This window comes from Cupriavidus sp. PB-02 (genome assembly GCF_058252315.1).
The window spans coordinates 1,066,667-1,088,192 of the sequence record NZ_CM177694.1 but is presented as its reverse complement, the minus strand read 5'-3'; the positions used below and the strand labels follow the sequence as shown (position 1 = coordinate 1,088,192).

General features: G+C 67.9%; 18 protein-coding genes. 12 read left to right on the top strand and 6 right to left on the bottom strand.

Annotated elements, in window-relative coordinates; translation table 11 throughout:
• Window positions 1-5: 5 nt before the first annotated feature.
• Window positions 6-791, bottom strand: coding sequence for a peroxide stress protein YaaA (gene yaaA, locus AC10V3_RS05195; protein WP_349609454.1), 786 nt, complete (start codon window positions 789-791; stop codon window positions 6-8).
• Between the two features lie 49 nt (window positions 792-840).
• On the opposite strand from yaaA, the gene AC10V3_RS05190 reads away from it, so the two are divergent.
• Window positions 841-1,383: a PIN domain-containing protein gene (locus AC10V3_RS05190; protein WP_022534113.1), complete on the top strand. Its 543-nt coding sequence runs from the start codon at window positions 841-843 to the stop codon at window positions 1,381-1,383.
• Between the two features lie 79 nt (window positions 1,384-1,462).
• A complete protein-coding gene (locus AC10V3_RS05185) occupies window positions 1,463-2,635 on the top strand; it encodes a pyridoxal phosphate-dependent aminotransferase (RefSeq protein ID WP_022534112.1) in 1,173 nt (390 codons plus the stop codon).
• Between the two features lie 75 nt (window positions 2,636-2,710).
• Here the strand turns inward: AC10V3_RS05185 and AC10V3_RS05180 are convergent, their stop codons facing one another.
• Complete coding sequence (locus tag AC10V3_RS05180) at window positions 2,711-3,352, bottom strand: glutathione S-transferase (RefSeq protein ID WP_022534111.1); 642 nt, start codon at window positions 3,350-3,352, stop codon at window positions 2,711-2,713.
• Window positions 3,353-3,545: 193 nt separating this feature from the next.
• Here AC10V3_RS05180 and AC10V3_RS05175 point away from each other — a divergent pair, with 193 nt between their 5' ends.
• From AC10V3_RS05175 to AC10V3_RS05160, 4 genes are all read left to right on the top strand, one after another.
• Window positions 3,546-5,069, top strand: a complete 1,524-nt coding sequence (locus AC10V3_RS05175) for a 3-hydroxyacyl-CoA dehydrogenase (protein ID WP_022534110.1) — start codon at window positions 3,546-3,548, stop codon at window positions 5,067-5,069.
• Between the two features lie 36 nt (window positions 5,070-5,105).
• A complete protein-coding gene (locus tag AC10V3_RS05170) occupies window positions 5,106-5,885 on the top strand; it encodes an oxepin-CoA hydrolase, alternative type (protein ID WP_490923204.1) in 780 nt (259 codons plus the stop codon).
• A gap of 98 nt (window positions 5,886-5,983) precedes the next feature.
• Entirely contained in the window at window positions 5,984-6,709 is a 726-nt protein-coding gene (locus AC10V3_RS05165; protein ID WP_490923203.1) for a histidine phosphatase family protein, read from the top strand.
• 60 nt (window positions 6,710-6,769) lie between these two features.
• Window positions 6,770-7,846 carry a phosphotransferase gene (locus AC10V3_RS05160; RefSeq protein ID WP_022534107.1) on the top strand — a complete coding sequence of 359 codons (1,077 nt, stop codon included), beginning with the start codon at window positions 6,770-6,772 and terminating at the stop codon, window positions 7,844-7,846.
• An 83-nt stretch (window positions 7,847-7,929) separates the two neighbouring features.
• On the opposite strand, the gene ggt is transcribed toward AC10V3_RS05160, so the two are convergent.
• Window positions 7,930-9,822, bottom strand: a complete 1,893-nt coding sequence (gene ggt / locus AC10V3_RS05155) for a gamma-glutamyltransferase (protein WP_490923202.1) — start codon at window positions 9,820-9,822, stop codon at window positions 7,930-7,932.
• A 205-nt stretch (window positions 9,823-10,027) separates the two neighbouring features.
• On the opposite strand from ggt, the gene AC10V3_RS05150 reads away from it, so the two are divergent.
• From AC10V3_RS05150 to AC10V3_RS05140, 3 genes are all read left to right on the top strand, one after another.
• Window positions 10,028-11,785, top strand: coding sequence for a vWA domain-containing protein (locus tag AC10V3_RS05150; protein WP_490923201.1), 1,758 nt, complete (start codon window positions 10,028-10,030; stop codon window positions 11,783-11,785).
• Window positions 11,786-11,864: 79 nt separating this feature from the next.
• Window positions 11,865-12,506, top strand: a complete 642-nt coding sequence (locus tag AC10V3_RS05145) for a sigma-70 family RNA polymerase sigma factor (protein WP_041680968.1) — start codon at window positions 11,865-11,867, stop codon at window positions 12,504-12,506.
• Window positions 12,503-13,747, top strand: coding sequence for a hypothetical protein (locus AC10V3_RS05140; RefSeq protein WP_490923200.1), 1,245 nt, complete (start codon window positions 12,503-12,505; stop codon window positions 13,745-13,747). The genes AC10V3_RS05145 and AC10V3_RS05140 overlap by 4 nt, the downstream gene beginning before the upstream one ends.
• Before the next feature lie 47 nt (window positions 13,748-13,794).
• On the opposite strand, the gene AC10V3_RS05135 is transcribed toward AC10V3_RS05140, so the two are convergent.
• Both AC10V3_RS05135 and AC10V3_RS05130 read right to left on the bottom strand, forming a co-directional pair.
• Window positions 13,795-14,985, bottom strand: coding sequence for a CAP domain-containing protein (locus AC10V3_RS05135; protein ID WP_490923199.1), 1,191 nt, complete (start codon window positions 14,983-14,985; stop codon window positions 13,795-13,797).
• A 263-nt stretch (window positions 14,986-15,248) separates the two neighbouring features.
• The gene (locus tag AC10V3_RS05130; RefSeq protein WP_022534101.1) at window positions 15,249-16,184 is read right to left on the bottom strand and encodes a LysR family transcriptional regulator; all 936 of its coding nucleotides are present in this window, start codon (window positions 16,182-16,184) and stop codon (window positions 15,249-15,251) included.
• Window positions 16,185-16,360: 176 nt separating this feature from the next.
• On the opposite strand from AC10V3_RS05130, the gene AC10V3_RS05125 reads away from it, so the two are divergent.
• Entirely contained in the window at window positions 16,361-17,623 is a 1,263-nt protein-coding gene (locus AC10V3_RS05125) for an acyl-CoA dehydrogenase family protein (protein WP_022534100.1), read from the top strand.
• Window positions 17,624-17,776: 153 nt separating this feature from the next.
• On the top strand, window positions 17,777-18,469 hold the full coding sequence (locus AC10V3_RS05120; protein ID WP_022534099.1) for a glutathione binding-like protein: 693 nt from the start codon (window positions 17,777-17,779) through the stop codon (window positions 18,467-18,469).
• 38 nt (window positions 18,470-18,507) lie between these two features.
• Here AC10V3_RS05120 and AC10V3_RS05115 read toward each other — a convergent pair whose 3' ends face one another.
• Window positions 18,508-19,017 carry a hypothetical protein gene (locus AC10V3_RS05115; RefSeq protein WP_022534098.1) on the bottom strand — a complete coding sequence of 170 codons (510 nt, stop codon included), beginning with the start codon at window positions 19,015-19,017 and terminating at the stop codon, window positions 18,508-18,510.
• A 706-nt stretch (window positions 19,018-19,723) separates the two neighbouring features.
• On the opposite strand from AC10V3_RS05115, the gene AC10V3_RS05110 reads away from it, so the two are divergent.
• Window positions 19,724-21,460: an IS1634 family transposase gene (locus tag AC10V3_RS05110; RefSeq protein ID WP_022537088.1), complete on the top strand. Its 1,737-nt coding sequence runs from the start codon at window positions 19,724-19,726 to the stop codon at window positions 21,458-21,460.
• The last annotated feature ends 66 nt before the right edge of the window (window positions 21,461-21,526 follow it).

Sequence of the window (21,526 nt, the reverse complement as noted above, 5' to 3'; positions counted from 1 at the left end):
TCGGTTCAGTCTTCCAGGCGGCGGCGGAACACCCAGCGGGCGGCGTCGGAAGCCGCGGCGTCGAAGGCGTAGCCATCCTCGGCAAAGCGCTTGAGCTTTTCCGGCTCGGTAATGCGATGCGTGACCGCGTAGCGCGCCATGGTGCCGCGTGCGCGCTTGGCGTGGAACGAGATGATCTTGTAGCGGCCGCCCTTCCAGTCCTCGAACACGGGCGTGACGATGCGCGCGTTCAGCACCTTGGGCCGAACCACCTTGAAATACTCTTCCGAGGCCAGGTTGACCAGCACCGGCGCGCCTTCCTGCCTGAGCGCGGCCATGTCGCCGTTGATCATCTGCGTGACCTCGTCGCCCCAGTACGCGTACAGGTCCTTGCCGGCGGCCGTGTCGAGCCGCGTGCCCATCTCCAGCCGGTACGGCTGCATCCAGTCCAGCGGACGCAGCACGCCGTAGAGGCCCGACAGGATGCGGATGTGCTTCTGCGCGAAGCCGAGGTCGTCGGCCGACAACGTCTTCGCGTCGAGGCCGTCGTAGACGTCGCCGTTGAAGGCCAGCACGGCCTGCTTGCTGTTGGCCGCGGTGAACTCGGGCGACCAGTCGGCGTAGCGGGTCACATTGAGCACCGCGAGCTTGTCGGAGATGTCCATCAGCGCGCCGACGTCCTGCGGCGCCAGCTTGCGCAGGCGCTCGATCAGCGTGGCGGAACGGTCGATAAAGCGCGGCAGCGTATGGGTCTTGATGCGAGGGGGTGTCTCGTAGTCAAGCGACTTGGCGGGAGACAAAACGATGAGCATGGCAAAATCGCGGCAGTAGCCAAGGACAAACAAGCCAAGATTGTAGCGAATGCGCCTCGACACCACCGGAACTACCCTCCCTGCCAGCATCGCCGGCGTCACATCCACGCCCCCGGCGGCACCCCGCGTGGTGCTCGACTCCAATATCTGGGTCGACCTGCTGGTCTTTCGCGACCCGCACGTGGAGCCGATCCGCGTGGCGCTGGAGGCCGGCACCATCGCCCCGGTGATCCGTGCCGATTGCCGCGAAGAGCTGCGCCGGGTGCTGGCCTATCCGCAATTTGCCCGCTTTGCCGTCGATATCGACGCCGCGCTGGCCACGGTCGACCGCCTTGCCAGCCTGGAAGCCGCGCCGCCGCAGGCCGACTTCGACGCCATCCGGCTGCCGCGCTGCAAGGACACCGACGACCAGAAGTTCGTCGAGCTGGCCCACTTTGCCGGCGCGGCGTGCCTGGTGTCGAAGGACAAGGCCGTGCTGAAGCTGCGCACCCGCCTGCGCCGCTCCAGCGGTGTGGAAGTGCTGACGCCGCCGGGTTTCGGCGCGTGGCTGGCCACGCAGGCCGGCGCCGACAGCGCGGCCGATCCGCTTTAGAATTGCCGCACCTCGCGCGGGCCTGACCGGAACGCGCAGCAGGCCGCTCCCCATCTCACCGCATCGACACGCTCGCAACATGTCCGCAGACACCACGCTCGCTCCCCTGACCCCGCCGCCGTCGCGCCTGCCCGCCGTCGGCACCACCATCTTTACCGTGATGTCGGCGCTCGCTACCGAGAAGAACGCCGTCAACCTGGGCCAGGGCTTCCCGGACTTCGACTGCGACCCGAAGATCGTCGACGCCGTGACCGCAGCCATGCGCGCCGGCCATAACCAGTACCCGCCGATGGCAGGCGTGCCGCGCCTGCGCCAGGCCATCGCCGCCAAGATCGCTAACCTGTACGGCCACCAGTACAGCTGGGACACGGAGATCACAGTCACCGCCGGCGCCACCCAGGGCATCCTGACCACCATCCTGTGCGCCGTGCACCCGGGCGACGAGGTCATCGTGCTCGAGCCCTGCTACGACAGCTACCTGCCCGCGATCGAGCTGGCCGGCGCCACCGCCGTGCCGGTCACGCTGGAAGCGCCCGAGTTTCGCGTGCCCTTCGACAAGCTGGCCGCCGCGATCACGCCGCGCACGCGCATGATCCTGATCAACACGCCGCACAACCCGACCGGCACGATCTGGCGGGCGGGCGACATGGACAAGCTGGCGCAGATCCTGGCCGGCACCGACATCCTGCTGCTGTCGGACGAGGTCTACGAGCACATGGTCTACGACGGCCAGGAGCACGCCTCGGTGTCGCGCCACCCCGAGCTGGCGCGGCGCAGCTTCGTGATCTCCAGCTTCGGCAAGACCTACCACGTGACCGGCTGGAAGGTCGGCTACGTGGCCGCGCCGGTGGCGCTGATGGCCGAATTCCGCAAGGTCCACCAGTTCAACGTGTTCACCGTCAACACGCCGGTGCAGTACGGGCTGGCCGACTATATGGCCGACCCGGCGCCCTACCTGCAGCTGTCGGCGTTCTACCAGGCCAAGCGCGATTTCTTCCGCGCCGGGCTGGCCAATACACGCTTCAAGCTGCTGCCGTCGGACGGTACCTACTTCCAGTGCGTCGATTACTCGGCCATTTCCGACCTGAGCGAGGCTGATTTTGCGATGTGGCTGACGCGCGAACTCGGCGTGGCCGCGATCCCGGTATCGGCGTTCTACACGCAGCCGCGTGAATCGGGCTTGGTGCGCTTCTGCTTTGCCAAGAAGGAAGAGACGCTGGCGCTGGCGCTGGAGCGGCTGGGCAAGCTGTAAGCGCTGGCGGATCGGCCGGCAAACGCAAAACGCCCGCGACGAGTCGCGGGCGTTTTGCGTTGAAGCAGCCGAGTATTACTTGTTGCGGCTCAGCATCAGCTCGGTATTGGCCTTTCGGTCGGCATTGACCTTCTGCACCGTCTCGCGCTGCGACAGCGTCTTCAGGTAGTCCTTGACCGGCAGGTCTGCCAGCAGGTCGGTGCCGTAGATGATCTTGGTGCACGACGACACCAGCGGCAGGTGCACCGCGGCGGCACAGTCGGCCAGCGTGAAGCTGTCGCCAGCGATATAGGGCGAGAACTTCGCCAGCTTGGCGAACGCGGGGATATAGCGGTTCAGCAGCTTGTGCTGGCGCTCCTTGACGTTGTCGCTGACCTTGCCGCCGAAGAAGGCCTCGGGGTACAGCTCGCGCGCGGTCAGCTCCAGGTACAGCTCCATGAAGGTGACGATCTCGCGCACCTTGCCGGCCTGCAGGGGATCCTGGGGCAGCAGCGGCTTCTGCGGATAAGCCGCTTCCAGGTATTCGACGATGACTTCGGACTCGCACAGCGAGCCGGATTCGGTGATGATGTAGGGCACCTTGCCCGCCGGCGACGCGGCCGGGTCGGTTTCACCGAGCCATGCCAACACCTCTTCGAACGGCACCTCCTTTTCCAGCAGCGCCAGCTTCACTTTGTTGTAGTAGTTGCTGGCGGCAAAACCGCAGAGCTTCAGCATGTCGTCTCTCTCCGTTGTTGGAATGGTCGCCCGCAGTGCAGATCCTGCAGGCGTGTGGGCGATTGTGGACCATCCGGGGCCTGCAGTGTCCGGCCTGGCCGATCAGCGCACGCCGCCTGCCCTGCCCATCTGTTCGGGAAGGTGCAAAAAACGTACGATCGTGCTAATTTAACCACAACTTTTGGGACGAACGATGAGCACTTTCACCATCGACACGCTGGGCATCGTCGGCACCGGCGCCATGGGCCGCGGCATCGCGCAGATTGCCGCGCAGGCAGGCCTCACCGTCAACCTGTACGACGCCAACCCGCAGGCGGTCGCCGCCGCGCGCCAGTACCTGCAGGATACGCTGGCCAAGCTCGCCGACAAGGGCAAGATCAGCACCGCCGACGCCGAGGCCACGCTGGCCCGCGTCAAGCCCTGCGGCGCGCTGGAAGACCTGGCCGGCTGCGACATGGTGCTGGAAGCCATCGTCGAGAAGCTTGAGGTCAAGCGCGACCTGATCGCCAGGCTCGAAGCCGTGCTGCGCGAAGACGCCATCATCGCCTCGAACACGTCTTCCCTTTCGATCACCGCGATCGCGGTCGGCGCGAAGCAGCCGGGCCGCATCGCCGGCTACCACTTCTTCAACCCGGTGCCGCTGATGAAGGTGGTCGAGGTCATCGACGGCCTGTCGGGCAACCCCGCGGTGGGCGATGCGCTGATGGCGCTGTCGCGCCGCATGGGCCATACCCCGGTGCGCTGCAAGGACATGCCGGGCTTTATCGTCAACCATGCCGGCCGCGGCATGAACATCGAAGGCCTGAAGGCCGCGCAGGAAGGCGTGGCCGAGTTCGTTGACATCGACAACATCATGCGCGAGCAGGCCGGCTTCCGCATGGGCCCGTTCGAGCTGATGGACCTGACCGGGCTGGACGTGTCGCACCCGGTGATGGAATCGATCTACAACCAGTTCTACCAGGAGCCGCGCTACCGCCCGTCGCCGATCACGGCGATCCGCTCGGTCGGCGGACTGGTCGGCCGCAAGGCCGGCGCCGGTTTCTACCGCTACGCCGACGGCCAGAAGCAGGTGCCTGCGGCCGCCGTGGTTCCGAGCGCGCGCCCGTCGAGCGTGTGGGTCAGCCACGCCAGCGAGCGCGGCCACGCCATGGTGACCAAGCTGCTGGGCGCGCTGGGCGTGACCCCGGAAGGTGGCAACAAGCCCTCGGCCGACGCACTGATCATCGTCACGCCGCTGGGCCTGGACGCCACCACCAGCGCGCTGCAACAGGGCCTGGACCCGGCCCGTACCGTCGCCATCGACACGCTGCTGCCGTTCGAGGCCACCAAGCGCCGCACGCTGATGACCACGCCGGCCACCAATGCCGCCGCGCGTGACACCGCGCACGGCCTGTTCGCCAGCGACGGCGTGCCGGTCACGGTGATCCGCGACTCGGCCGGCTTTGTCGCGCAGCGCGTGCTCTGCTGCATCATCAATATCGCCAGCGATATCGCGCAGCAGCGCATCGCCACGCCGGCCGACATCGACCTGGCCGTCAACCTGGGCCTGGGCTATCCGAAGGGCCCGCTGGCGCTGGGCGACGCGGTCGGCCCGCAGCTGGTGCTGGAGACGCTGCGCAATATGGAAGCGCTCACCGGCGACATGCGCTACCGCCCGAGCCCGTGGCTGTGGCGCCGTGCCGGCCTGGGCCTGTCGCTGCTAGCCGAAGAGCAGTAATCCCTCCCCGCACCGCAATCAGCGAGACCCGCCCCCATGCCCGCACAGCTGCTATCCGAACGCGTCGATTCGACGCTGGTGCTGACCATCTCGAACCCCGAGGCACGCAATGCGCTGCACCCGGACATCTATGCGGCATCGAAAGCGGCGCTGGAACAGGCCGCCGCGGATGACTCGGTGCGCGCGGTGATCTTCACCGGTGCCGACGGCATGTTCTGCGCAGGCGGCAACCTGAACCGGCTGCTGGGCAACCGCAGCCAGCCGCCCGAGGTGCAGGCCGCCAGCATCGAGGTGTTGAACGGCTGGATCCAGTCGCTGCACGCCTTTCCCAAGCCGATCATCGCGGCAGTGGAAGGCGCGGCCGCCGGCGCGGGCTTCTCGGTAGTGCTGGCGTGCGATTTCGTAGTCGCGGCCAGTGACGCCAAGTTCGTGATGGCCTACGTCTCGGTCGGGCTGACGCCGGATGGCGGCGGCTCGTACGAGCTGGCGCGCGCACTGCCGCGCCAGCTCGCAAGCGAACTGATGATGGAAGGCAAGCCGGTCAACGCCGAGCGGCTGGCGCAGTTCGGGCTGGTCAATCGCGTCACGCCGTCGGGCGAGGCGCTGGCCGAGGCATTGCGCCTGGCGCAGGGCATCGCGAAGCAATCGCCGCATGCGGTGGGCCGCATCAAGGGCCTGATCAACCATGCGGGCACGGCCTCGCTGGCCGAACACCTGGTAGCCGAGCGCGACAGCTTCGTGGCCGCGCTGCATCACACCGATGGTGGCGAAGGTATCAGCGCCTTCCTGGAGAAGCGCAAGCCGCAGTATCGCTGATCACCCCGGCTGATCACCCCGGCTGATCACCCCGCCGATCATCATTACGGCCAGCCCGCGACAGACGGGCATGCCGCTACCAAGCAAGGAGACAACGCATGGAATTGCCGCCGCCCTCGCGTCGCCGCATCTACCTGATGCGGCATGGCGCCGTCTCTTACTTCGATGAGGCCGGGCGCCCCGCCCTGCCCGAGATGGTGCCGCTCAACGAGACCGGCCGCGTGCAGGCCACCGCCGCCGGCCGCGCCTTTGCCGCCGAACAGATCCGCTTCGACCGCGTCATCGTCAGCGGCCTGCCGCGCACCGTCGAGACGGCCGAGCGCGTGCTGGCCGAACTGCCCGGGATGGACGACGTGGTGCCGGAAGTCTGGCCCGCGCTGCAGGAGATCCGCGGCGGCGACCTGTCCGCCATCGCCGACCAGGACCTGCGCGACGCCTTTGTCGGCGCCTTCGAGGGCGAAGTCCCGGAAGACAAGCGCTTCCTCAACGGCGAGACCATCGGCCAGTTCCTCGACCGCGTACTGCCCGCCCTGGAGCGCCTGCGCGCCGATCCCGACTGGGACACCGTGCTGATGGTGCTGCACGGCGGCACCAACCGCGCCATCCTGTCGCAGGCGATCACCTGCGGGCGACGCGTGTTCTTCGGCTCGCTGCTGCAGACCGCGGGCTGCATCAACGTGCTCGACATGGGCGACGACCCGCTCGACTGGGTGGTACGCATGACCAACTACTCGCCGCCCACGCCCGTTCACAGCGGCACGCGCCACACCACCATGGAAGTGCTGCTGCACCAGTATTTGCGCGGACGCCAGCCGCAGGGCTGAGCGCGCCGCGAGATGGATCGAATTCCAACCGATGCCGAACAGAAAACCAACGGAGACAGCATGACGAGCAACGTATCGCACTTCGAGGGCACGCGCCCGGTGGCGGACCAGCAGCGCTTCGACACCGACGCGCTGGAAGCCTGGATGCGCCAGCACGTGGAGGGCTTTGCCGGTCCGCTGACCGTGGAGCAGTTCAAGGGCGGCCAGTCCAACCCGACCTTCAAGCTGATCACGCCGGGCCAGACCTACGTGATGCGCGCCAAGCCCGGCCCCAAGAGCAAGCTGCTGCCGTCGGCTCACGCGATCGAGCGCGAGTACCGCGTGATGGCCGCGCTCGCGGGCAGCGACGTGCCGGTGGCCCGCATGTATGCGCTGTGCGAGGACGAGTCCGTGATCGGCCGCGCCTTCTACATCATGGAGTTCGTCGCCGGCCGTGTGCTGTGGGACCAGTCGCTGCCGGACCTGAGCCCCGCCGAGCGCGGCGCCATCTACGACGAGATGAATCGCGTCATCGCTGCGCTGCACACGGTCGACTACAAAGCCATCGGGCTGGGCGATTACGGCAAGCCGGGCAACTACTTCCAGCGCCAGATCGAGCGCTGGTCCAAGCAGTACAAGCTGTCAGAGACCGAATCGATCCCGGCCATGGACGCGCTGATGGACTGGCTGCCGCAGCATATCCCGCAGGAAGACGCCGACCTGACCTCGATCGTGCACGGTGACTATCGGCTCGACAACCTGATGTTCCACCCCACCGAGCCGCGCGTGCTGGCCGTGCTGGACTGGGAACTGTCCACGCTGGGCCACCCGATGGCCGACTTCAGCTACCACTGCATGAGCTGGCATATCGCCCCGGGGCAGTTCCGCGGCATTGCGGGGCTGGATTTCACCGCGCTGGGCATTCCCGATGAAGCTGCCTATCGCCGCCTGTACGAGCAGCGCACCGGCCGCCCGATCACCGGCGACTGGAATTTCTACCTCGCCTTCAGCATGTTCCGCATCGCCGGCATCCTGCAGGGGATCATGAAGCGCGTGGTGGATGGCACGGCATCGTCGGCGCAGGCGCTGGATGCCGGCAAGCGTGCGCGGCCGATGGCGGAGATGGGGTGGGAGTATGCGCAGAAGGCGAAGGGCTGACACGGCCACTGCCGCAGCAAAGTAACGCAGCAAAGTAATACGGGCGCCATCGGCGCCCGTATTTCATCAGCCACGTGCGGCGCTCAATCCCCCAGCGCCACCCCCTCCCGCCGCGGATCCGCGCCACCAGCCCACACCGCCTTCCCGTCAGGCCCTTGCTTGCGCATGATCGCCTGCGTGCCGCTCGTCATCTCGATCTCCGCCACCTGGTGGCCGCGCTGCTGCAGCGCCTGCACCAGGCCCGGCGATACCAGCCCCTTCTCCACCTCGGTCGGGCCATTGCGGCTGCCGAAGTTGCCCATGCCGATCGCCGCCTGCACGTCCATGTTCCAGTCGAGCATGCCCACCAGCGTCTTGGATACGTACTCGATGATCTGCGAGCCACCGGGCGAGCCGACCGTGGCGACGAGCTGGCCCGTCTGGCGGTCGAACACCAGCGTCGGCGCCATCGACGAGCGCGGGCGCTTGCCCGGCTGCACGCGGTTGGCCACCGGCTTGCCGTTCTCGCTCGGCGCGAAGGAGAAGTCGGTCAACTGGTTGTTCAGCATGAATCCGCGCACCATCAGATGCGAACCGAAGTACGACTCGATCGTGGTGGTCATTGAAATCGCCCCGCCGCGGTCATCGACGGCAACGATCTGCGAGGTGGAGATGCGCGGCGGCGAACGGTCGGGTGCATAGGCCACCGCAGTGCCCGGCGGCACGCCCGGCTGCGCCTTGCCCATGCTCTTGTCGGCGATCAGCTCTGCGCGCGAGGCCAGGTAAGACGAGTTGACCAGGCCGGCCACGTTGACCGGCACGAAGTCCGCATCGGCGACGTACAGGCCGCGGTCGGCATAGGCCAGGCGGTCAGCTTCGGAGATCGCGTGGACGGCGTCAGGGTTGGCTTCCATCACCGCGGGCGTATTCACGCCCTGGGGCTTGAGCGCAGCCAGCGCGTACTTGGGATTCTTGGTCTCCAGCGCCTGCAGCGTGCCCAGGATCTGCGCGATCGCGATGCCGCCTGACGACGGCGGCGGCATGCCACAGATCTTCCAGCGCTTGTAGTCGGTGCAGACCGGCTCGCGCTCCTTGGCCTTGTAGTTGCGCAGGTCCGCCAGCGACAGCGAGCCGGCGTTGGCGCTGCCGTTCACCTTGGCGACGATGTCCTGCGCGATCGGGCCGCTGTACAGCACGCCGGCGCCGCGCCGGGCGACATCGCGCAGCGTCTGCGCGAGCCTGGGGTTCTTCAGCACCGTTCCGGCCGGCTTGGGCTTGCCCTGCGCATCCAGGAAGTACGCGGCCATCTCGGGCGAATTGGCCAGGAACTTGTCGGCGGCCACCTGCGTGTACAGCCGATCCGAGATCGGGAAGCCCTTCTCCGCCAGCGCGATGGCGGGCTCGAACAATTTGGCCCACGGCAGGCGGCCGTGCTGGCGGTGTGCCATCTCCAGCGCGCGCATCACGCCCGGCGTGCCGACCGAGCGGCCGCCGATCTGCGCCTCGCTGAACTCCATCGGCTTGCCGTCGGGGCGCAGGAACAGGTTTTCGGTGGCGCCGGCCGGAGCCGTCTCGCGGCCGTCAATGGCCTGCACACGCTTGCCGTCCCAGTACATGATGAAGGCGCCGCCGCCGATGCCGGTGGCCTGCGGCTCGACCAGCGTCAGAACGGCCTGCATGGCGATGGCGGCGTCGATGGCCGAGCCGCCCTGGCGCAGGATGGTGCGTCCCGCCTCGGTCGCGAGCGGATTGGCGGCGGCGGCCATGTGGCGCTGCGCGTAGACCGTCGACATGCCGGGGCGGTAGCCGGAGGAGACCTCCGGGGCCGGCGGCATGGCGGCCGGAGGTGTCGTTGCTACCGGGGCAGCGGTCGGCGCGGCAGGCGCGGCCGGTGCGGCCGTCCCTCCGCCTTGCGTACCACAAGCACCGAGCAGCGCCGTCAGGCCAAGGGCCAGCGCGCCGCGCCAGACCGTCGAAGAGGGGTCAAGGTGAGCCATGCGATATCTCCGGGGGAAGGATCAAGGGATTGTAGTGGCGATCGGCGCATCCGGGGGGCGGGGGAAAGTCTGAATCCCGCCACATGGCGCGACAGCCTCGTGCCGGTGAAAAAAAACCAGCCGTCTAACCCCGAACGCCCGCCTGCCCCGTTTCATCGACAGGCCGTCATGCCGGCGTTCCGCCGCGGCCCCCAAGGAGAACAACATGCAACTTCGCGCACCGGTCGTTTCCACCGTCGGCGCCCGGCGTTCCCGGGCCGCCACCGCCATCTGCGCCGCCGCGCTGGCGCTGGCGCTGTCGGCCTGCGGCGGCCGTTCGCCGGCGGTTTCCCAGGATGTGTCGCAACCGGTCCCGCCGGCAGCGCCCCCCGCCCCGACCGAGCTTGCGGCACCGTCGCCGGCTTATGCGCCTTCGGCCAACGCAGCCAAGGCCGCGCCGGCCGCCGAAATGCACACCCGTGCCGCCATGGCGCCGCGGCCGTACTACGTGCCTCCGCCTCCGGCGGCAGACCGCGAGCGCTACGGCGCGATCGACGAGAATGGCGTCAAGCTGGTGGCGCAGGCACCGGTGTCCACCTTCAGCATCGATGTCGATACCGGAAGCTACAGCAATATGCGCCGCCTGCTCAATGCCGGGCGCCTGCCACCCGCCGACGCGGTGCGCGTTGAGGAATTGCTGAACTACTTCCCCTATGACTACGCGCAGCCGGCCGATGGGCGGCCATTCGCCGTGCATACCGCGCTGGCGCCCGCCCCGTGGCATCCTGCCAGCGTGCTGCTGCGCATCGGCATCAAGGGCAAGGACATGGCCAGCGGCGCGCTGCCGGCCGCCAATCTGGTGTTCCTGGTGGACGTGTCCGGCTCGATGAATTCGCCCGACAAGCTGCCGCTGTTGAAGTCCTCGCTCAAGCTGCTGGTGAACAAGCTGCGCCCGCAGGACAGCATCACGCTGGTCACCTACGCCAGTGGCACGCGCGTGGCGCTGCCACCCACGCCGGGCAGCGACAAGGCCGCCATCGGCGCCGCCATCGACCAACTGGTGGCAGGCGGCAGCACCGCCGGCGCCAGCGGCATCGCGCTGGCCTACCAGGCCGCGCAGCAAAGCTATATCGCCGGCGGCATCAACCGCGTGCTGCTGGCGACCGACGGCGACTTCAACGTGGGCGTGACGGACTTCAGGCAGCTGAAGAGCATGGTCGAAGAGAAGCGCAAGTCGGGCGTATCGCTGTCCACGCTCGGCTTCGGCACCGGCAACTACAACGAGCAACTGATGGAGCAGCTGGCCGATGCCGGCGACGGCGCGTACTCGTATATCGACAACCTGATGGAAGGCAACAAGGTGCTGGTCAGCGAAATGAGCTCCACGCTGGCCACCATCGCGCGCGACGTGAAGATCCAGGTGGAATTCAATCCGGCCACGGTGAAGGAGTACCGGCTGATCGGCTATGAGAACCGCATGCTGGCGCGCGAAGACTTCAACAATGACAAGGTCGATGCCGGCGACATCGGCGCGGGCCATACCGTGACCGCGCTGTACGAGCTGACGCTGGCGGGCCAGCCAGGGCTGGTCGATCCGCTGCGCTACCAGCAGCCCGCACCGGCGCCCGGGCGCGACGGCGAGCTGGCGCATGTCAAGCTGCGCTACAAGCTGCCCACGGCCAGCACCAGCCAGCTGATGGATGTCACCGTCGCCCGTCAGGCGATCCGGCCGCTGGCGCAAGGCGATGACGACTTCCGCTTCGCCGCGGCCGTGGCCGGTTTCGGCCAGGCGCTGCGCGGCGGCAAGTTTACCGGTACGTGGGGCTACGCCGATGCCCGCGCGCTGGCGCAGGGCGCGCGCGGCGCCGACCGCTTCGGCTACCGCGGCGAGTTCCTCAAGCTCGTGGACCTGGCGCAGAGCCTGGCCACGGCCGCTCCCGTCGGCACGACCGGAGCAGGATCGCCCGAGCGTGCGGCACGCTGACACCACATCGCCCCGCGAGGCAGCGGGAGGCGGGGCGACGACCTGTCGCGCCGCCTCCGCCTCTCCTATACTCCGGCGCATGCAGGCACCCGAGCCCCCACCCGAGCCCCCTTCTCCCGCAAGCCACCCGTCCGGCGACGCGCTGGCCTCGCTGCCCGACCACGACCTGATGCTGCTGGTGGCCGGCGGCATCATCGAGCAGCCCGTCACCGAGCTGTTCCGCCGCCACAATGCCGGCCTCTACAACTATGTGGCGTGGCTGTGCCAGGGCAATAGCGGCGAAGCGGAAGACATCGCACAGAAGACCTGGGTCAAGCTGATGACCCGCTGCGGCGACTACCAGCCCACTGCGGCGTTCCGCACCTTCCTGTTTCAGATCGCGCGCAATACATGGCTCGACCAGGTGCGCAGCGCCGATGCGCGCCAACGTGAGTCGCAGGATGAGCAGCCGTTGGAGATACCCGCCGACGACCTCTCGCCCGAAGCCGAACTGCAGCTGCGCCAGCACGCGCACCATGTGCATCGCGCATTGTTGCATTTGCCGGTGGCGCAGCGCGAAGTGGTGGTGCTGCGCTTCTTCAGCGATATGAGCGTCGAGGATATCGCGCTGATGCTGGGCGAGAAATTCGAGACGGTGAAGAGCCGGCTCCGCTATGCGTTCGCGCACCTGCGCGGCGAGCTGGCCGGCAGCGTGCCGGGATCGCAGGAGACGCGGTCGTGAGCGCGGTGGATCGATTTATCGATGGCGAGGACCGGCTCTCGGCGTTGCTGAAGCGCCTGCCGGCCTACGCGCCATCGGACGCGCTGGAAGCGGCCGTGCGCGCTGCCGCGCGGACAGCGCAGCAGGAAGCCGATCGGCTTCGGACCAGTGCGGCGCCGTTGCCCTTCCCCGCACCGCCAACGCTTGCCGCGGCGGTGTTGCAGGAGGCCGCGCGCGTGCAGGCGGCACAGGCAGCACGGCGCGACGCATTGCTCGATCGCGTTGCGGCGGGCCAGCCGGCAGCCGATGTGCTCGGCGCACCGGTCAGCGCCGCCACGCGCGACTGGCTTGCTGCGCAAACGCAGGCCAACGCGGCCGCGCAGAAGGCCGAGCAGGCGCGCACCTCGCACGCCGTGCGCGCACGCCAGTGGTGGCGTTCGTTGGGACTGGCCGCGAGCGTCGCCGCGGTGGCGGGGCTTACGACCAGCATCGTGCTGAGGCAGATCGACGATGGCGCGCTGCTGCCGGCGACCACGCGCGAGATATCCGCGCCAGCACCAGCGCCCGCTGCCGACATCGCGGCTGCGCCCGCAACAGAAGCCGCACCGGAAGCCGCAGCCGCGGCGCCGGCAAGCCCGGCACCGCCAGCCGTGCAAGCCGCCCCACCCCCGCAGCGCGAGCAACGGCGTCCCGCCACGAATGAAGACAAGCGCAGCCGCGCGCCGGCCGAACGCAGCGCACCGCGCGAATCCGCCAGGGACAGCGAGCCCGCGGCGCAAGCCAGCGAAGGCCTCTCTACCCACGCGCCGGCGATCACGGCGTCACCGCCCGCCCTGCCCATGCCGCCAGCGCCCGCTTACTCGGCCATGGCGGAAGCCGCACCGCCTGCTGCACCCGCTGCCGCAGCGCCGGCCCCGCCTCCACCACCGGCCGCCGCACCGCAGGCCAATTTCGCCCGCAAGGCCGCACCGCCGATGGCGGCCGCACGCGAGCGCGCAGCGGCCGCCGCGTCCGCTGCGCTTGCCATGACCGTGTCGACACAGGACGACCCCGCCGCGACGGCGGCGCGCCTGGACACACTGACCCCGCTCACGCTGTGGGCAGCCGAGCCGGACAATACGGAAATAAGGGAATGGGCAGAACGGCTGTGGCAGTCGCTGCCGGCGGGACAACGCCCGCCAGTGCCATTTGCCGTGCAGGCCGACCGCACGCTGGCGCCGGGCCAGGTGCGCATCGAACTGCAGCACCGCGCGCCGCAATGAGCGCGCCGGTGCGTGGTGGCTGACGTGTGAAGGTCAGCGCGCGAAGATCAGCGCGTGGTGAACGACCAGCTCAGGTCCACCGGCTGCGAACCCAGCCGGCCGGTGACGTGTACGGTATAGCGCTGCTGGCTGGCCAGCGGCGCCACCGGCGTGCAGATGGCCAGGCCGCGCGCGGCGCTGGTCAAGCCCGACGAACGGCTGTCGACCTTGACGCAGTTGACGTTGCTGCCCTGCGCATCGGTGATGGTGAAGTTGTCGGCATCGAACTGCAGCGAGGTGTTGATCGCCTGCAGCGACACCGGGTAGCCCACGGTCTTGCCCTCGTAGCCCGGCGCCGGGTTGGGGCTTTCCGTATTGACCCAGCTGGCCGGCACGTCGGCCTGGCCGTTGAACGGGTAGGCCACCATCTGGTTGTCGCTGCCGCCCTTGGAGGCGTCGGCAAGGTCGATGGTCTGGTAGTAGGTGGCTGCGGTGCCGCTGCCGTTCGGGCCCACGCTCTCGGCAAAGCCGCTGCCGGCCGAGCCGTAGCTGCCCAGCAGCGCGGCGCGGTGGAACGGCGCATTGACCAGGTCGGAGACCAGCGCGTCCTTGGGCGACATCGACAGCTGCGCATTGGCCGCCGAGGTCCAGCGGTTGGCGCCCGCCACGACTTCGGCGGTGGCGTTGGTCGGGTAGGCGGCCTGGATGCGCGCGCTCGGAGTAGCGCCGGTGTAGCCCGGCCGGCCGCTGGTTTCGTCGTGCGTCAGCGTGTTGTTGGCCAGCATGTAGGCGGTGTGGTTCTGCGCGACCGTGTTGAGCCCATCGCGCGCGGCCAGCGGCGGCAGGCCTACCTGCTCGCGGCGATAGTTGGCGTAGCACAGGCCGGCGGTGCGCGGCTCTTCCAGCACGCGGTAGTTGCTGACCGCACTGCCGCGTGCCGGCAGCAGCGTGATGCCGCTGCCGGCGGCAGGCGCCGGTGCGGCACCGCTGACGGTATAGCAGGCGCCTGCCGTGGAAGTCGAACCGGTCTGGCCGCCCGTCGGCGTGCTGCCCTGCCCTGCTGTCTGCGTGGAGCCCTGCGGAGAGCCGGCCGAGGTGCCGGCCGAGGTGCCGGCATCGCCGCCATCGCCACCGCCGCCGCCACAGGCGGACAGCGCCAGCGCGGCAGCGGCGCAAAGGGTGGTCAGGGCGAGCGTGGTGCGCCGCGCGCGTCGCGGCAGAGTCTCTTGGCAATCAGCAAGCAAGCGTGTCCCGGTCATCGGTCTGAATCGTCGTGGTAGTCGGAGGAAGGAGACTGCCCGGAGGATCCGCCGAGGCGGACAGCCAGCAAGACAACCTGCGCAAGCGCCGGATGGAACGAGGCTCGCGCCGGAGGCGCCGGGGGCAGAAAGACCGGTCGATGGTATTGGCGTCAAACGCGAGGGTCTAGCCTGTGAACAATTGCTTACGTGTGACCCGCGCGCGGCGCACCGGAGCGCCGCATCCGGCGCCTGGCGTCGGCTCCATGCGTATGCTGGAGCGCTCAGGCAGCGCTCGTCACATCCGCCGTGCCGCCGAGTGACGCCATCACCGCCATCAGCTGCTCCCGCAGCCAGCGATTGGCGCCGTCGTTCTCGCCGCCCGCATGCCAGTACAGGTGCAGTTCGAGCGTCGGCACCTTGAAGGGCAGCGAGAGCAGCCGGTTGGCATAAGGCTCGTTGGCGATACGCGCATAGCGCAGCGGCAGCGTGGCCAGGAGGTCGGTGCAGCTGACCACCCGGCAGGCGGCGGCGTAATGCTGGCAGCGCAGGCGCACGCGCCGTGTCAGGCCCATGCGGTGCAGCGCCTGATCTTCCAGCCCGGCGCCGCGGCGGCGCGACGACACATGCACATGCTCGGCCGCCAGGTAGCGCTCGAGCGTCAGCTCCTTCTTGACCAGCGGATGGTCGCGCCGCGCCAGTACCACCATCGGGTCGTCCATGAACGGCGCATGGTGGATGGCGGGCGACACCGGCAGCAGGATGTCGATGGCGGCATCAATGGTGCCGGCCAGCAGCTCGGATTCCATCTCGCGCCGGTCAAAACGGATCGCGGCAATCTCCACATGCGGCGCCACCGCGGTCACGCGCGCCATCAGCGGCGGCAACAGCGTGGATTCCAGCGCGTCCCGCATGCCGATGGTGAAGCGCCGCACGGTATTGGTGGGGTCGAAGTGCGGCGTGTCCTGCAGCGTCCGCGCAAACGACTGCAGCGCGGTGCGCACCTCGGCCGCCAGCGAGCGCGCCAGCGGCGTGGGCGCCATGCCCTGGCCGCGCCGCTCGAACAGCGGGTCGTCGAACAGCGTGCGCAGCCGGCCCAGCGCATGGCTGACCGCCGGCTGCGTCAGGTTGAGCTGGCGCGCGGCCGCGGTGATGCTGCCTTCGCTGTAGATGGCGTCGAACACCACGAAGAGATTGAGGTCGATGCGGGAGAGCTGCATGCGTGGATTCTGTCATGGAATGCAGGGAATTGATACTGGCAAATCCAGAAAATTCATTTTTCTAATTATCGACTTTCAGATAGAGTGCATTCCATCGGCCCATGCCGCACTGATGCCGAGGCAATACGGCGCCGCCGCCCACCCTGGCGTCCACTGATCCGTAGCGAGGAGACCACATGGATTTCGAATACAGCCCGAAGGTCAAGGAAATGCAGGCCAAGCTGCTGGCCTTCTTCGACCAGCACATCTACCCGAACGAAAAGCGTTTCGCGGAGGAAATCGACGCCAACCGCCGCGCGGGCAACGCCTGGGTGCCGACCAAGGTGATCGAGGAACTGAAGCCGCTGGCGCGTGAAGCCGGGCTGTGGAACCTGTTCCTGCCGCGCTCGCCGCGTGCGCCGCAGGGCCTGTCGAACCTGGAATACGCCACGCTGTGCGAGATCATGGGCCGGGTGCCCTGGTCGGCCGAGGTGTTCAACTGCGCCGCGCCCGACACCGGCAACATGGAAACGCTGGAGCGCTACGCGTCCGAAGAACTGAAGGACAAGTGGCTGGAGCCGCTGCTGGCCGGCGAGATCCGCTCGGCCTTCCTGATGACCGAGCCCGCCGTGGCCTCGTCGGACGCGACCAATATCGAATGCCGCATCGAGCGCGATGGCGACCACTATGTGATCAACGGCACCAAGTGGTGGTCGTCGGGCGCGGGCGACCCGCGCTGCAAGGTCTACATCGTGATGGGCAAGACCAATCCCGACGCCGGCCGCCATGAGCAGCAGTCGATGGTGGTGGTGCCGGCCGATACCCCGGGCATCACCATCAAGCGCTTCCTGCCGGTATTCGGCTACGACGATGCGCCGCACGGCCACATGGAGATCGAGCTGAAGGACGTGCGCGTGCCGGTCTCGAACATCCTGCTGGGCGAAGGCCGCGGCTTCGAGATCGCGCAGGGCCGCCTCGGCCCGGGCCGCATCCACCACTGCATGCGCAGCATCGGCGTGGCCGAGCGCGCGCTGGAGCTGCTGTGCAAGCGCGCACTGTCGCGCGTGGCCTTCGGCAAGCCGGTTTCGAGCCAGGGTGTGACGCAAGAGCGCATCGCCGAAGCCCGCTGCGAGATCGAGATGGCGCGCCTGCTGACGCTCAAGGCCGCATACATGATGGACACCGTGGGCAACAAGGTGGCCAAGGCCGAGATCGCCATGATCAAGGTGATCGCCCCCAACGTCGCGCTGAAAGTGATCGACTGGGCCATCCAGGTCCACGGCGCGGCCGGCGTGTCCAGCGACTTCCCGCTGGCCAACTGGTGGGCGCATCAGCGCACGCTGCGCCTGGCCGACGGCCCGGACGAGGTGCACCGCAACGCCATCGCCAAGCTGGAGCTGGCCAAGCACATGAACGTGAACCCGGACAGCATCAAGATGCCGGTGGCACGCGGTTTCTGACCGTCGGGCCATGCCGAGGGGCCCCGCCCCTGCCGGCAGCATGGAAAACGCGCAGCCCGTCTGCGCGTTTTTTTCTTCTGTGCTTAAATCGCCCGGTTCGCCACGTCAGTGGTTGATGTGGCCACTTTGATCGCAGCCAGGAGACCTTTTGCGATGATCGACGTCTACACCTGGGCAACGCCCAACGGCCACAAAGTCCACATCATGCTGGAGGAATGCGGCCTGGAGTACAAGGTCCATCCGATCAACATCGGCGCCGGAGACCAGTTCGGCGAGGACTTCCTGAAGATCAGCCCGAACAACAAGATCCCGGCGATCGTGGATCCGGACGGCCCGGACGGCAAGCCGATCTCGCTGTTCGAGTCGGGCGCCATCCTGCTTTACCTCGCCGGCAAGACCGGCAAGTTCCTGCCCGAGGACGTGCGCGGCAAGTACCAGGCGCTGCAGTGGCTGATGTTCCAGATGGGCGGCGTCGGCCCGATGCTGGGCCAGACGCACCATTTCCGCATCTACGCGCCCGAGAAGATCGAGTACGCGGTCAACCGCTACACCAACGAAGCCAGGCGCCTGTACGGCGTGATCGACACGCAGCTGTCGAAGCACGCGTACCTGGCCGGCGACGAATACACCATCGCCGACATCGCCACCTTCCCGTGGTTGCGCAGCTGGCAGAACCAGGGCGTGGAGCTGGACGACTATCCCGACCTGAAGCGCTGGTTCAACGAGATCGCCGAGCGTCCCGCGGTCAAGCGCGGCGTGGAAGTGCTGGCCAGCGCGCGCAAGGCGCTGCAGGACGACAAGGCGCGCGAGGTCCTGTTCGGCGCGACGCAGTACAAGCGGCACTGAAGCCGCCGGGGTCTGGCCCGGGCGCCATGCCTCCGCGCTCAGGCCGCCACCAGCGCATGGCACGCGGCGGCACGCCCGTCCGCGTGCCGGATGGCGCGCCCGCTTCCGCTCACACCTCCGCCTGCGCCCACGGCGATGCCATCGCCGGGCCCGAAGCAGCACAGCAGTCCGGTCCCCGGCAGCAGCACGTCCAGGCGGCATGACTCGTGCGGATCCGGCGCGTAGATCGCGCCAGGCTGCAGGAAGGCCACGTCGACCCCGGCATGTGCATGGGCCTCATGCCAATGCAGGCCGATCGCGCCGCGATAGCACAGCGCCCAGCGCAGGCCGCGCGCCTGCAGGCGCCGGGCCCAGTCCTCCACGGACGGGTCGAGCTGGATGAACGCCGGCTGCACGCCATACCCCGCCCCGCCAGTGCCTTGGCCGGGGCTGCCCCCGGCTTCTTCCGTCCCGACCGCGGCGATGCTGCCCAGCGCGCAGCGGCGCGCGCCCTCCGGCAGCGACACCGCGCACGCCGCATTGTCCTGCTGCCGCGGCACTGCGCGCACAAAAGATGGTGTCGACCATCGCCCGCACCTGCATCGGCACGCCCCGCGCGGGCGCGAACAGTTCGCCGCCGCCCATCAGCAGGCAGTCGTGCCCGGGCGCCGACATGCGCAGGCCGCCGCGCAGGCAGCCCCACCACTCATTGCGGTCTGCCACAAAGGCGTCCTGTGTCTCGCCGGCGCAGAGGAAGACGTAGTCGCAGGTATCGCCGAGGCCAGCCGAGGCGGTCAGCACGCGCGACTGGAATCCGAGAGTGAGGTCCGCCGGGGTATGGCGGCCGGAATGGAGGGCGCGCATCCGCGCCTCGAACAGCGTGAAGATCAGCATGGCAATTCCCCTGGCAGGGCGACAGGACGCAAGTATCCCGTCGACGCATGCCGCACGCTTGTCAGCGTTGCGTGCGGCATTGCGCAGTGGCCCGTTTGGCACGGCCATGCAGGCCGTCCGGATCATGCCATCGTGCCGCGCCAAGTTGGCTGGCGCATCCCTTATTCCGCGGATCAGGCACCGATAGTGAGGAGGAGAATAAGTTGTCGTGGCCTCAGGGTCAAACCCTTAGCCCGAAGTTCCATGCCGACGCCGCGGCTGCGGCGTCGCGAATCCCTTTTCCTGATTGAGGAATCGGCTCATCAGGGGGTGTTCGATGTCTTCATTTTGTAGTCACTAAAAATACTTGACATAGGCGTGTTTTCTCCTATTCTTCTGGCTATGCCAGCACGAACCGGAACCGCTCACGTCGTTACGACGACCCGCAAGTACAAGGACCAGGTCTATCGCACCCACCTGTTGCGGCGCAGTTACCGCGAGGACGGCGTGGTCAAGAACGAGACGCTGGGCAACCTGTCCCACTTGCCCGAGGCACTGATCGAGATCATCCGCCGCTCGCTCAAGGGCGAGACCTTCGTGCCGCTGGGCGAGGCATTCGAGGTGACGCGCTCGCGCGCTCACGGCCACGTGCAGGCGGTGACCACGGCCATGCAGCGCTTGGGCTTTGCCTCGCTGATCGCCACCAAGCCTTCGCGCGAGCGCGACCTGGTACTGGCGATGGTGGCCGCGCGCATCGCGGCGCCGCACACGAAGCTGGCCACCACACGCTGGTGGCACACCAGCACCCTGGCGGAGGACTTCGGTGTGGCCGAGGCCAACGAGGATGACCTGTACGCGGCGATGGACTGGCTGCTCGCACGCCAAGACACGATCCAGAAGAAGCTCGCCGCGCGCCACTTGAGCGACGGTGGCCTGGTGCTGTATGACCTGAGCTCCAGCTACTTCGAGGGCAGCACCTGTCCGCTGGCCAAGCTTGGCTATAGCCGCGATGGCAAGAAGGGGCTGCTACAGGTCAACTACGGCTTGCTCACCGATGCGCGCGGCTGCCCAGTGGCGGTGTCGGTGCATGAGGGCAACGTGGCCGACAGCCAGACCTTCATGCCCGAGGTGCGGCGCCTGCAAGAGGAATTTGGTCTCTCCCGATTGGTCATGGTGGGCGATCGCGGCATGATCTCCAGCAAGGCCATCGACCAGATGCGTGAGGGCGGTGACCTGGGCTGGATCACCGCGCTCAAGAGCGCCTCGATCCGCCCGCTGCTCGAGCAAGGGCAACTGCAGCTTGGCCTGTTCGACGAGCGCAATCTGCTGGAGCTGAGTTCACCGGACTATCCGGGCGAGCGGCTGGTGGCGTGCCGCAATCCGGAACTGGCCAGGCTACGTGCCCACAAGCGAGAAGAGTTGCTGGCGGCCACCGAGGCGTGCCTGCAGCCGATCGTTGCCCGCGTGCAGGCGGGCAAGCTTGCCGGGCGCGATCAGATCGGCCTGCGCGTGGGCAAGGTGATCGACAAGTACAAGGTGGCCAAGCACTTTGCGCTAAGCATCGACGACGCGGCCTTCACGTTCAGCCGCAACAGCGAGGGCATCGCCCGCGAGGCGGCGCTCGACGGCCTCTACATCATCCGCACTTCGGTGAGTGCGGCGCAGATGGACTCGGCCGAGTGCGTGCGCAACTACAAGGCGCTGGCCAACGTGGAGCGCGCGTTCCGTTCGCTAAAAACGGTGGACCTGAAGGTGCGGCCAATCCATCACCGCACGGCCGATCGGGTGCGTGCGCATATCCTGCTGTGCATGCTGGCCTACTACGTCGAATGGCACATGCGTGAGGCTTGGCGCGAACTGATGTTCGCCGACCCGGATCAGGCCGCCAAGGCCACGCGTGATCCGGTGGCGCCTGCCGTGCGCTCTGCGGCAGCGCTGGCCAAGGCGGCGCGCCACACACTTGACGACGGCACGCCCGTGCACAGCTTCTCGAGCCTGATGGCCGAACTCGCCACGATCGTGCGTAACACCTGCCGCACACCCAGCGCTGGCGCTGAAGTGCCGACGTTCGAACTCGTCACCACGGCCAACGCGAAACAGAAGCAGGCTCTGGAATTGCTTCAGCAAATCCGCGTGTAGACAGAAATCGGAACCCGGGAATTACGCCAAGTGCCTGTCGTACAAGGGGAAACTCGCCCAGGGGGT